Source organism: Paenibacillus jamilae, assembly GCF_050482105.1.
Lineage (GTDB): Bacteria > Bacillota > Bacilli > Paenibacillales > Paenibacillaceae > Paenibacillus > Paenibacillus jamilae_B.
Map to the genome: position 1 here is coordinate 15,246 of NZ_JBCNHI010000001.1, position 13,688 is coordinate 28,933.

General features: G+C 37.4%; 9 protein-coding genes. 1 reads left to right on the forward strand and 8 read right to left on the reverse strand.

Translation table 11 applies throughout. The features are described from left to right. Positions 1-36: 36 nt before the first annotated feature. The 8 genes from ABEW32_RS00070 to ABEW32_RS00105 all read right to left on the reverse strand — a co-directional run bounded on the left by ABEW32_RS00070 (position 37) and on the right by ABEW32_RS00105 (position 11,075). The gene (locus ABEW32_RS00070; protein WP_430183550.1) at positions 37-1,134 is read right to left on the reverse strand and encodes an acyltransferase family protein; all 1,098 of its coding nucleotides are present in this window, start codon (positions 1,132-1,134) and stop codon (positions 37-39) included. Positions 1,135-1,186: 52 nt separating this feature from the next. After that, entirely contained in the window at positions 1,187-1,915 is a 729-nt protein-coding gene (locus tag ABEW32_RS00075) for a sugar phosphate nucleotidyltransferase (RefSeq protein ID WP_430183552.1), read from the reverse strand. A gap of 27 nt (positions 1,916-1,942) precedes the next feature. After that, positions 1,943-3,061 carry a glycosyltransferase family protein gene (locus ABEW32_RS00080; protein ID WP_430183554.1) on the reverse strand — a complete coding sequence of 373 codons (1,119 nt, stop codon included), beginning with the start codon at positions 3,059-3,061 and terminating at the stop codon, positions 1,943-1,945. 69 nt (positions 3,062-3,130) lie between these two features. Next, positions 3,131-6,967 (reverse strand): glycosyltransferase, encoded by a 3,837-nt coding sequence (locus ABEW32_RS00085; protein WP_430183556.1) that lies wholly within the window; start codon positions 6,965-6,967, stop codon positions 3,131-3,133. A 39-nt stretch (positions 6,968-7,006) separates the two neighbouring features. Next, positions 7,007-7,420 carry an FAD synthase family protein gene (locus tag ABEW32_RS00090; RefSeq protein WP_430183558.1) on the reverse strand — a complete coding sequence of 138 codons (414 nt, stop codon included), beginning with the start codon at positions 7,418-7,420 and terminating at the stop codon, positions 7,007-7,009. Then, positions 7,417-8,943, reverse strand: a complete 1,527-nt coding sequence (asnB, locus tag ABEW32_RS00095) for an asparagine synthase (glutamine-hydrolyzing) (RefSeq protein ID WP_430183560.1) — start codon at positions 8,941-8,943, stop codon at positions 7,417-7,419. The genes ABEW32_RS00090 and asnB overlap by 4 nt, the downstream gene beginning before the upstream one ends. Before the next feature lie 25 nt (positions 8,944-8,968). Further along, on the reverse strand, positions 8,969-10,276 hold the full coding sequence (locus tag ABEW32_RS00100) for an ABC transporter ATP-binding protein (RefSeq protein ID WP_025365949.1): 1,308 nt from the start codon (positions 10,274-10,276) through the stop codon (positions 8,969-8,971). A 10-nt stretch (positions 10,277-10,286) separates the two neighbouring features. Beyond that, positions 10,287-11,075 (reverse strand): ABC transporter permease, encoded by a 789-nt coding sequence (locus tag ABEW32_RS00105; RefSeq protein ID WP_039269204.1) that lies wholly within the window; start codon positions 11,073-11,075, stop codon positions 10,287-10,289. Positions 11,076-11,225: 150 nt separating this feature from the next. Between ABEW32_RS00105 and ABEW32_RS00110 the strand changes: the two genes are divergently transcribed. Next, positions 11,226-13,682 carry an O-antigen ligase family protein gene (locus ABEW32_RS00110; RefSeq protein ID WP_430183563.1) on the forward strand — a complete coding sequence of 819 codons (2,457 nt, stop codon included), beginning with the start codon at positions 11,226-11,228 and terminating at the stop codon, positions 13,680-13,682. Positions 13,683-13,688: the final 6 nt, after the last annotated feature.

The window sequence follows — 13,688 nt, forward strand, 5'->3', positions numbered from 1 at the left end:
CCCTCGAATAAATCGGGGGCTTTTTTTAGTTAATCATTAAACATTTTTATTAGGAATTGTAGTTATTTTAGAATTACCAAAACTAAATTTTTTGCCAATCAGGAAGGGTAAAAACCTATTAAATAATTCAATAAAGAGAACACAACTTAAGAAGACAAGTAAGGTAGAAATGACAACAAATGAAATTCCATCTAAATACATATTTGTTTTAACAGAAAACATCTCGTAAAAATTCACATTCTCCCAGAAGCTAAGTATTAATCCATGCAGACCAAATATAATTAGAGAATTTTTACCGAAATAGGACAGTAAGCTAGATGACTCAATTTTCTTGGACAAGTATATATAGAACATTAGACTACATAGTACTGATAGATAAAATAAAATGTAATGATGTCCATAGTAATTCCCTGACATGCCTGGTTTATCATTGATTAGAAATAACAAAAGACCGAGGAAGCCACCAGCGTAAGCAAAGTATGGTTTATTAATTTTGATTTTGTCGATAAAAAATTGTTCATTCAATTTAAATAAATAACCACAAATAATTAAGGATGCTGCATTAATGGACGTACCAAATGACCAGGGAAGTGCATGTGTGTCAAGTTTACTTAAAAATGCCCCTAGAATGGTGAGCAATATCCAAAATACATACATATAACTTTTCTTTGAGGAAATCTTCAAAACTAAGTACGAAATAATTTGGGCCAAGAAAAGACAAGGTAGGAACCATAGAGACATATTAAGAATACCCAAGTGATTCCCATCTGCATATAAAAAGGTTTCAATAACAACCATTGGATCAAGTGTTCCGACAATTCCCATCCAATGCATCCAACCAAAGTACAATAAGGAACATATATAAAGAGTCGTATACGGTAAAAGAATTGTTTTGATTTTAGACCACAGAAAGCTACTAAACTTATACTTCTGAAAATTAGAAGTAAACCCAGAAGCAAAAAAGAAAAGAGGCATATGAAAGGAATAAAAATACCCTATTATAAAGCTTTTATCCATCGACTCGTTCCCTTTAAAACCATGGGGCACTAAATGTGAGAAGACTAAAAAAATAATTGCCAGTCCTTTTAATACATCTACCCACTTTATTCTAGCTGGAGCATGCACAATTTGCATTTATACAGTCTCACTTTCGTTATGTCATTATTGATTTTTAACCCCGCGCATCCTAAGAAAACAGTTCATAATCCATTTCACTCACTAATTTGTTAGCCAGCATCAATGAAGCATGTGTTCCTGCATCAGTCCACCAATTTTCTAAAATATCAAATGTAAGTTGGTTTCGTTGAATATAAGCGTTATTAACATCAGTGATTTCATATTCTCCTCTTGCTGAAGGGGTCAAAGTCTTGATAATACCAAACACTGAATGGTTAAACATATAAATGCCCGTTACTGCATAATCACTTTTAGGGTTCTTAGGCTTTTCTTCAATATTTACAATGTTATCACCTTGTAATTCTGGTACTCCATAGCGATTAGCATCAGGAACTTTATGAAGTAGCAACTTCGCTCCCGATTCTTGAAGCTTGAATTTTTCGACAAACGATGATATATCATCTTTAAAAACGTTATCCCCCAAAATTACAACCATCTTGTCATTACCAACAAAGTGCTCAGCTAAAAGCAAAGCCTGTGCAATCCCCCCAGCTTCATCTTGTACTTTGTAAGTCAGTGTAACTCCAAGGTCGACTCCACTTCCTAAGAGATTAACTACATCTCCCATATGTTCCTTTCCAGTAACGATCAAAATATCGTTTATGTTCGCCTTTTTAAGCTTGTCAATAGAGTAATAAATCATCGGAAATTTACCAATTGGTAGCAAATGTTTGTTTGTGACTTTAGTAAGTGGGTATAATCTAGACCCAGTCCCTCCAGCTAATATAATTCCCTTCATATCTAATTTCCTCCTATTGAAGCTCTTCTATAACAGCTCCATAATGGTTTTTGCACGAGCTTCCCAATTGTTGTGGACTATGAAGTGTTCTAGTTGCTCCTGATCATAAAAGGGCCGTGCCAGGGTGTCTATACTCGCCAAATACTCCCTTATTTCTTCTAAACTGCGATATAGATAGAGCCCTCTCTGATCTAATAGCTTTGTTTCTTCACTCTGTATGGCTAAAGTCACTTTATTTAGGCTCAAATACTCATAAACTTTAACTGGATTAATCGTGTCAATTCTATCTGAATTCCTCAAAAAAGGGTATAAACAGACATCAAAAGCGTCAATAATTGCACCAATTTCCGATTTGGGAACTGGATCATAGTATTTGATCCCATTATGCTGCTCAAAATTATAGGCCAGGTTATTTCTCCCTACCATACATACAACAAACTTCTCATCAAATTCTGTGATAGTCTTAACCGCTTCCACATCAAACCAGTGATCAATCGCTCCTACATATCCAAAAATATAGTAGCCTTCGTGCTTTAACCGTTTTAATTCACTTACAACCAAGCTAGGTACATTTATATTCAGTATAGCTGTATCTACAGCATTTTTCACCAAATAAGATTGTCTATTCAATGTTTGAGAATGCTTATGCAGATGGTTACTTGTAGAAATAACAAGATCCGCCTTGGCAAGTAATTCAAGTTCCCACTTTTTGAGTAACTTCTTCATCAATACATTATTAGTTAGAAATACATAGTCGTCCATGCGATCAAACACAATCTTCTTCTTATCTTGATTAATAAGAGGATAAAAAACGGGACTCCCCAACCAAATGATATCCGCACTGGAAACTAAATCTTTCAATTGTCTTTTCTCAAACCATTGATTTAAATGAAATATATCTAAGCTTTCAAAGCTTCTAGGTAGCCTCAGACTGCCCGAAGGCCTGAATATTTGAAGACTATCATTAATGGTTTGTTTCCTTTGTTTATAATCTGAGTTCTGCCTTGCAATACTATTGAGTATGCTAATGGAAGGTTCTACAAAGGTGATGTGAACCCCCGGCAGCTTGGCGAGCTCTTCAGCCAAATGTTGCGGACGTTGTTTTAAATCATCCCAATAGATCGGAGAGAAATATAAAATGTTCAATTTAACCGCTCCATACTAATAAAGGCGCCCCTTATTTTTATAAAAGAGGCGCCTTTAAAGTTTTATTAATTATCTATACGCTCCTGCCAACTGTCTTCGTGAGTTCATATCATTTTCCTTCATTTGTATTAGCTCTTCATACGCTTCAATTGTGTACTGTTTATACAAGATATCAATTTCAACATCTCGATTTTTAGCTGGAGTCTTTTGCAAATGATCTAATTCAGCTTTAACAATTTCAAGGTGATTCTTATCCGCCTCAATATCGGATTCCATTGGCGCATACAGATCCTTTTGCAATTGGTAATTAGTTAAAATACTATTTCGCATTGTTTTTCTAACATGCTCCACCGTATATCGGGAGGAATCCACATCATGAATGACTTTCATCTTCGGATTAAGTCCAACCTTATAACCAATTTCTCTCATAGCAAAGGATACAACAATTTCTTCACCTCCAGCGTAATTGTTTCCTTTACGCCCATAAGCGCTTCTAAAGCCCCCAATTCGCATTAGTGCAGCATGTCTAACCGCAAAGTTGGCTCCATAAGGGAACTCCCACTGAAAATTAGAATCGATAATTTCTTCGCCATCCACTATAAGCTGACTCCAGTACGCTTCAGTACCTGGTTTAACCACTTCAGGCCGTTCCTCATATAAATTGAGTATGATATTCCCACCCATAACTCCGATATCAGGCCGTTCTGAGAAGCCTCTGACGGTCTCTTCAAGCAAGTTGGAGTTTGCGATAGCATCGTCATCAATATAGAGTATGATTTCCCCCTCTGCTCCAAATAAACCAACATTACGCGCAAAGGAGAGACCTTTTAACGGAGCTTCCATGTACCGTAGGAAGGACTCATCAATATTATAGGTTGCTCTGAACTCACGAACCAAATGATGAATCTCATCATTCTGATAATCATTATTGACAACAATAATTTCATAGCTCGCTTTATCCAACGACTGCTCTATGACAGATTTAATCGCATTGGATAGTTTCTCACTCCGCTGGTAAGTGCAAATAATAACAGATAGTTCCTTTTTATAGACGGGTTCACTTTCAATTACCGCCTCAATGCGATATAAGTGATCGTTTTTAATTTTCGTATTTATAAGAGAGAACAGAACTTCCGTATCCTGTGCAAAAAAGTCATAGTTGCTATCCATCTCACCGTTCATTTTATCCTTTATTTTCAGATCCCAAGGATAATCAGCTACGAATGTATCTGTGGTATGCTCTGATTTATCTATAAGCAGTGCATACATAGACGATGAAGCATTAGAATTCATAAATTCGAAATTATGGACTTCACCTGTTTTGATATATAAATAGCAAACAGGCGTTGCCAAATTAAGGCCAATAATCGTATTTAGTTCATCTCTTCCAACCACGGTATGGCCCTTAGCCAGAACATATTTCTTAAAATCACTAACTTCAGCAGCGTCTCCCTCAATGATCCAAACTAAAGGGGTCAGATAAAAATCTCTTCTAAAATCATCGAGTACCATGAGTTTATATCTGTTGGATGTGATGCCGAGTTCTTGATCTGAAGCAGTCAATGATTTGTCATGCCAGCGATAATCATATATAGGCTCATCGAACGTCACATGTTTGAGCTCAAATAAAGAGTTTACTCTCATCCAGTAATCATAATCTTCAAGGGTATGCTTATAGCTAGAATAGTCACCTAATAAGTGAGTTACCTTGGCCCTATACATAAAGGCCGCACCAATCGTATTGTTAGGATATACATTTAGCTCTAATGCAGACTTAGGCAGCATAACATTGCCACTGAACTGTGGCTCTTCATACCAACCATGGTTGGAAATCACTTGACCGTCAGAGTCAATTAACCTCATATTCGCATAAACCATGCCAATATTTTCATCACGTTTAAGGTCAGTGACCATCTTCTCCAAGAAATGTTCAGGAAGAATGTTATCTGCACTGGTCCAGGTATGATACTCACCCTTAGCTAGTTTAAAACCTCTGGATAATGTTCTTGGTATTTTGCGATTTTCCTGATGGACGACTCTAATACGATGATCTGCTTTCGCATATGCATCAATAATTTCTGCCGTTTTATCTTTTGAACCATCGTTAATAATGATGAGCTCAAAATACTTATAAGATTGCTGCAAAATACTATCAATAGCTTTTGATACATAATCCTCACCGTTATATACAGGAAGAACGATTGATATCAGATCTTTCTCAAATTCAACCTCGAACTTATTAAGCGCCAGAGAAAATGAATTGTCTTTAGCTACTTTATAATTATAAAATTTATACTCGTACCAAGTTAATAACTGATTGTAATTTCCTTCATCTTTGCGTAGATCAACAGGCTGATTCCCTGCGTTGGTCCGTTTAAGCTTATGCGACACTTTAGATTTAATCTTTTTCAGTAAGATCGTAGTGCCATAGTTTTTCCATACTCTATATCCCTTAAGAACATATATCATTTTGGACTTGTGTAAGATATGTTTAAGTTTATTCGCCATTTTCCACCTTTTAGAGTTATAAATATTATGAAGCTCTGTGGATAGTCTTCCATTATATTCTTGCAACTCACTGAACTGGGTGTTCAGTTCATTATATTGACCAAATAATTGTCTATATTGATGATTTAAAATATCTAAGTTGTTTTTTTCATCATTATAATCCTGTGTGAGTTGAGCGTGTTGTTGTTCTAATTCATCTTTCTCTTCAGACAGAGCTTTAAAATCTGCTGACATACTGTTTATTACATTCTCCTGATGGTTACGCGTTTGAATCAATGTGTCAATCTGATCCGTATGCTCAGCTATTTGTTGTTTTTGCTGTTCTATTTCTTGGCTTTGATTTTGGTTATGAGTTTGTAATGCATTAAATTCATTTGTTAGACGTGCATGCCCTGCTCTATAAGCATGGTCTACGTCATCTTTTAAAAATCTATCAATTACATCCATACACTTATCTATCGTCTCTCTTCCTTTGACCGGAAACATCTCTAAAGTAAATTTCCTTCTTTGTTGTATTAGTTGTTCATCTAAGATTGCATTAAGTAAAGTTTGCTTAATATTGCCGTTATCGCTCACAAAAGGAACAATATTTTGCTGAACTATTTGTTCTTCCAAAGGCAAAATTCCCTCGAACGATTCCGTTTGGGGATGCTGGAATATTACAATCGGAGTGTCCGTAAACAGCGCATCAAATATAGCCCCAGAGCCGTCTGACAATATTACATCTGCTTCCTCTATTAAATTAACAAGAGAAGCTTTGTGATCAAGTACTTCAGGAACATGAGATTTAACTAGATTAACCCGATCATGCTCCAAAAAGGAAGTGCCATGATGCAATTTCACCTTCACATTAAAGGTACCTGAAATCTCTTCAATATGGTTCATAACAAGCTCAATAGACGACTCATTCCCATACGTAGGCAAATAAAGCAAATTATATTTATCTGTTTCACGCTTCATCCGTTGAAATTTAGCGTATTTAATCATACCTACGATTTCAGTCTGAGTGTAGGCTGCCAGAACCGAGGAATCATATAGCCCATTACAAAAGATGAAATCAAAATTCCGACTCCATGTATCTAAATTCCAGTTTGGTTTAGCCATTCCATACTGATATCTAAACTTATAATCAGATTTAACTTCCAAATAATAGGGTAGATAAGGATAGAAGGCTATTTTATATGTTTTGTCAGGCACAGCGCTTGTTAGTGTCACCTTTATACCGTTGTTCTTCAAATAATGATAGGTATCTAAGGACATGTCTCCCCAATCATCTTCTTCAATGTGAGGGACATAAATATCACAAACGATCTGCTTTTTTTCACATTCCTCAATTAAAGGCTTAATCGTTTCATATAAAACAAGATTGTGAATGACAAAAGCTATAGATCTGTTCATATTCACTGCAAAACCTCTTCCTTTCAGGCAAAAATCCACTTATTTTCTTAATTTCAGTAATGTCTCATTCAGTAAAGTTGATGATGTGCTCTTCGTATAAGGGAAATATATAATTTTTACTCCAACTTCCTTAAACTGCAACTCATACTGCTCCCAACGTTCATTCTGAAACCAATCATCACCAACGAACATTACGTCATACTTTAATTTTTGCCAAACCTCAAATTTATCCATTGAGTCCTGAGGAATTACAGTATCAACAAATTTGATATTTCTAACAATCTCAATTCTTTCCTCAAAAGGAATTACTGCTTTTTTGTACTTATATGAAACCAACTCATCTGTTGTCACACCCACAACGAGCTTGTCACAGAGTGACTTAGCATTTCTCAACAAATTCAAATGTCCAATATGAAATAAATCGAAGACTCCGGAAGTATAGCCGATAATCATAAGATTTCTCCTAACGTATTTAAATTGAAGTTAAACCATTTGTCGAATGTCGTCTTCCCTTCAATTTTTTTAGAAGATAGGACTCTTTCAAGTTGAACAGGAAAACCCACCTTTTTTCTGTTTATAATCTCAGCAGGAACAATATCTTTAAAAATTCTCTTGAGCGGAGCCTTAACGATGCCATCCTTCATCTTATACTGAGCGTCTACACCTGCAAGTCTTTCAATTAATCTGTAGTCCAAGAAAGGAGATCTTGCTTCTACCGAATTTAACATCGAGGCACTATCCAGTCTTTTAAGCAACCCTCGTAAATGGGCTTGTTGAAAAAATGCAGCTACGATTTTTTGAGGGTTTTTTAGCTTCATGAAAGGCGCTAATGCATCTTCTACAATCTCTAAATCCTCTTCCGATCCATAGGTGTAGTGATCACTAAAGGCTTGGATATCAAAGTCTGTGGCGCTACTAGCCCATCTAAAAATACGGTCATACCCAAAGAAAAGTTCATCAGCGCCTTCTCCACTTAATATGACTGTGTTTTTAGCAGATGCTTGTTTTGTCATATGATACAACAACACTTCGTTAGGCACAGACAGGGGCTCTTTTTTTACAGCCACAAGCTCTCGGGCTAACGATAAAAAGCGATCAGGATCAAACAATATCGGATGATGAATAGTATTATATCTTGTTGCTGCGATTTCAGACCACTGGAACTCATTATAATCTTCAAAGCCAACAGTCCAAGTATGCTCTACTCCGGCAAGTGCGGTAATAATTGTGCTATCCAAGCCTCCGCTTAGGTAACTTCCAATTTCAACATCTGCGATCTTGCGGTACTCTACTGCAGAACGAATTAAAAACTCAAGTTCCTCATCAGAAGGCGGCTCTTTCTCCGAATAATCAAGTTCCCAATATTTAATAAATTCGCCATTCTCAAAGTAATATCCTGGCGGAAACTCTTTTATTTCATTATAGACAGTTCGATTATTAAAAAAACATCTCATTTTTTTATACTGTCTTACAGCTGATTGATCTAAAGAAACATTGTGAATTAATGGGAGCAATGGAGCAATTTCAGAGCTAAAAATGTACTCTTCACCATTCCTGTTATAGTACAGCGGTTTTACCCCCATACGATCTCGCGCTACAAAAAATGATTTCTGCTGGACGTCTAAAACAATAAAACTGAACATTCCATTAAGCCAATTCAACATTCGGGGACCATATTGAATGTAAAGCTTCAATAAAAGTTCAGTATCTGAGTTTGTTCTCATTTGAATTGAATACGCAGAAGCTAATTCTTTATAATTATAAATTTCTCCATTAAATATAATCGCATATCTTCCATCATCAGAAAAAAAGGGCTGATCACTTCTCTGATCCAGGTCTAAAATACTCAATCTGTTGTGACCAAGCATAAAATTTTCATGCTGATATACACAAAGTGGGGCCGTAGGCCCCCGATGTTTCATTATATCTAATGAATTAAGAAATGCTTCCTTATTTATAGCTACATTAGAAAACAAAATCCCACACATTTTATCACCAGCCTTAATTAATGACTTGCAAATCTATTGTATTATCTACAAATATTAAACCTGGTACGTAATTATTCTCTGGCTTAGGAACTTCAAAAACAGCTGCTATACTTACGCTATCCAAATAAAGAGGCTCAAACGGCTTAGGCTTCAAGCCAATAGAAATGGTGTATTTACCACTTTCAGACAATAGATTGCGGAAGTTAAAGTTAACCTCAAGGATGCCCCCTGCTTGCATTTTTGGGACTAATTTTGCTTTGTTATAAATATTCATGCCAAACACATCTACACCTGTATGGTTTCTAACCATGTAGCCAATAGTTCCCTCGGAATCAATATCTTTATAATATTGTGCCAGCAAACGCAAAGTAACCATTTCGCCAAAAGGGACCTGGTTTACAACTTCTCCATTGACTAACAAGTCTGCTCTTATAAAACGGGCATCTCCCGTTCCGGAGCGAAACTCATTGGCACGTTTTGCAAAAGCAGGGTCCTCTTCTAACAACAACAATGTACTCTTATTATCCGTTTCAGAATTCACAAATACATCCAAAGATTGGACGCGTTTCATATCTGCAATTTCCTGATTAACAATATTTTCATAAATTTGTGCTACGCGTTTCACTGGGCCAATCTCGACCATATTCCCCTTATCAATAAGCAATGCTGTATCACAAAAACTCTTAATGGTATCCATGGAATGAGAGACAAATAAAACAGTGCTCTTTTTGGAGAGCTCTTTCATTTTGGTGATACACTTAGCCTGGAAATAAATATCTCCAACAGACAAGGCTTCATCCACAATTAAAATGTCCGGATCAACATTGATGGCTACTGCAAAGGCTAATCGGGCAAACATACCGCTGGAGTACATTTTGACTGGTTGATTAATGAAGTCCCCAATATCCGCAAAGGAGGTGATATCTTCTACCTTCTCATCCATTTCTGTTTTGCTATAACCCATAAGTGTACCGTTTAAGTAAATATTCTCCATGCCAGTTAAGTCCGGGTTAAAGCCAGCCCCGAGTTCCAGCAGAGCTGCAATTTTTCCATTCACTTTAATACTTCCACTGGTAGGCGTAATTACACCTGTAATCATTTTTAAAAGAGTAGATTTACCCGAGCCATTTTTACCGATAATACCAATTGCTTGTCCTTTCTTAATAGAGAAGGTAAGGTCATTGATGGCTTTAAAATCAGAATGATATTTCTTTTTAAAAGGATGAATAGCCTCTTTTAAACGCTCATTGGGATTATCATATATTTTATATATTTTAGTGACATTGTTAACTTCTACAGCAACTGATTCCGTTTGAGTCATACTTTTCTCCTCACAATACATCAGCAAAATGAGATTTCATTTTTTTGAAAATTTTGATTCCAATCGTACCTGCGATGATCACAATAGCCCAAAAGTAGATCGTCATGGATGGATGCTCCCAGAACCATTTGTGATTAATAAAAGTATCCCGATATCCTTCAACGATATAAAAAACAGGGTTTAGTTTAAAGAAAAATTGATACTTATCCTCAACAATATTTAAATTCCAGAAGATCGGCGTAAGCCAAAAAAATAGCTGAATAAATACCGCAACAACTTGACCAACATCCTTTACAAAAACAACCAATGTCGCTGTTATGTAAGAAATGGACAAGGAAAGAAAAATCGTGGCTAATAAATAATAAAGTATTTGAATGTTATAAAGCGAAAATTCAACATTGTATATTTTGAACATAACGAAAAGAACGATGATGAAAAACACATGGACAAAAAGAGCAGCCAAAATTTTCACCATGGGTAGCAAGCCTACTCGGAAAACAATTTTCTTTACCAGATAATTATTTTCAATAATACTATTGGTTGCAGTTGACAAGCTTTCCGAAAAGAATAACCACGGCACCATGCCTGTTAGTAACCAAAGTATAAAGGGAGTATCACCAATAGGTACGTTTTTGAACCCAACCTGAAATACGACCCAATAAACAAGTATAGATACCATGGGATGTATAAAAGCCCAGAGTACCCCCATAAACGAACCAAGATACCTTGATTGAATATCCTTTTTAGACAATTCCCAAAGTAACTTTAAATTTTTTGAAAAGTTTTGATTTAAATTCATACGAGTGTGTCACGACCTTAAACATGGTTTGGTAATTCTCTTACAATACAATAATGTAATTTTGTGGAAAGTATATTGTTGCGATATGGCTCTGACAGCTACTATATGCTAAAATGTTGACGTATCTACAAGAAAAGGAGATTGTAAACCTTGTCGAATCCAGTATACGGGAAACAGGCCAAAACGTCGACCCGTGACGATAAAAGGCCGGCTATGTTTTGGGTGTTAATTGTTGGCATGATTCTGTTTTTTGCTTGGTCTCCCTTCCAAGCTGCACTCTTTAATGGGCAAATGCTCGATTTTGAAAAACCGCTCTATTGGGCTGTCATCTTCGCCTCGATTCTATTGATCCTGGCAATCGTATCTTATTATAAGAAATTCAAGCTGGAAGAGCAAAGGGATTGGCTGGCTCTACTAGTATTACTGCTTCCCCTGTCTTATGTGCTTTCACTGACTACAGCAGCTTCACATTACCTGGCCATGAACATGGTCGTGGTACAGTGCATCTATGCCGCTCTGTTTATTATCTCAATCTATCTACTACAGGATCGCTTAGGCAATAAGATTATTCACAACCTGATTATGACTATTGCTTATATCATCGTAGGCTTTGGCTTCATTAACTGGTTTGGACAGTGGGTGCTTGCCGGCAAAATGGTAGGCTGGTTTACCCAATATGTGTATCAATATCGCTATACCAATGCGGTTATGACAGATACAAATGGTCTCCGGCTGACATCAGTGTTTCAATACGCGAATACATATGCGGCCTTTCTAATGGCTTTCCTATTCGCTGCCGTTTTCTGTCTGATGAAATCAAAACTATGGTATGGCAAGGCTATTCACGGCTTCATGTTGGTGCCTATTCTGGTCTCGTTATTCCTAACCTTATCACGGGGCGGTCTGGTTATGCTGCCTGTCGTGTTCGTGCTGCTTTTGCTTTTCTTTAAACCAGCTCGTCAAATTATATGGATTTTGCATTGCGCCATTGCTGGTGTAGCGTCAATATCTATCCTGGCGCCGATTACAAATATGGGTTTGCAACTCAATAAGACCTACAACGGCGGAGAGGCTGCCAAGGCTTGGGGGTTACTTATTGGTGTCTCCCTGGCTGTAGCTGTTGTACTGTGGCTTGTTGAACGTTATCTGGCACCAAAGCTGGAAAATGTCCTCAAAGGGTGGACCTCCCGCAAGTTATCCAACCTGTGGCTACCTGTTGGATCAGTTGTGGTGATTGGCTTGTTGGCTTTTCTGTTCATAGGAACTGGCCTGCGCAGCATACTGCCGGACAACGTTCAGGTCCGGTTAGAAAATATCAATTTCCGTCAGCATAGTGTACTGGAACGACTGGTATTCTATCAGGATGCTGCCAAATTGATTAAGGATTACCCTGTAATCGGTACTGGTGGCGGCGGTTGGGCTACTTTGTACGAAAAATACCAGGATTATCCATATACCAGCCGTCAGGCCCATAACTTTTTCATGCAGTATTTAGTTGAAGTGGGCATTCTCGGCTTCGTAATTTTCATGTCATTTATCTTATTTATTTTTTACAAATATATCCGTAGCTATATTAGACAAGATGATGAAGAACGGGATTCTCATTTCCTGTATCTCATTTTGGCACTCTCAATCTTACTTCATAGCTTACTGGACTTTAATATGAGTTACGTGTTCATGGGCATATTGGTATTTGTGAGTCTTGGCGGTATGGCCGCTACTATGGACAGCAAGCCGCTTAAACGTCTGTCCATGGGTGCTTCCGGATTCCGAATCATGTATAGTGCAGTCATCGGCATTTTAAGCATTGTGGTGCTTTTTGCAGGTCTCCGTTTCGTGCAATCGGCCAATGCTGCCACAACTGCCAAACAAGTTATGGCGGTAAGTACATCATTTGAGGAAATGCAAAGTGCCATTAATAAGGATCTTGAGCTTCGTCCTACGCACCCGGATTCAGTTATAAGATTGGCTGCACTGTACAAGAACGTGTATGATCAAACGAAAAAAGAGGAATTTTATAACGCTGCAATAGAGGTACTTAACACGGGTCTGAAGGCAGAACCGTATAATAAAATCATGTATAACACCAAAGTTAACCTTTTAAAAGCAAAAGGTGAAAATGAGCAGGCCTTCAGCATTTTGGAAAATAACATTTCCAACTTCAACTGGGACAATGACTGGTACAACATGTTGATTACTCAAGCCTACACTATTGGTAATAAGGCGCGCGAGCAGAAGGACACCGCCAAGGAACAGAAGTATTTCCAAGCAGGTCTTACTGCTTATCAGAAGGTTCTGGATGGGGTAGCTCATCTTAAGACGGTTCCACCTGAAATCGAGTTGACACGTACTTTTGAAGTAACTCCAGGTATTGCGCTCAGTACGGGCAAAATTGAGTTCATGTCAGGTAAGCCTGCTGAGGCTGCAAGCATCCTCAAAAGCGGCTTGAAGGACGACCTGAGTGATGCTACAAATCGTGAGGTCGCTCGCTATTACATTGCTGCCCTACAACAGCAGGGCCAAAACGATGAAGCATTGTACGAAAAGCTGATTAAGGCTGATCCAAAAGAAAAAGAGCAAATTGCTCAGTTAAAATCGGAGAAATAATTAATA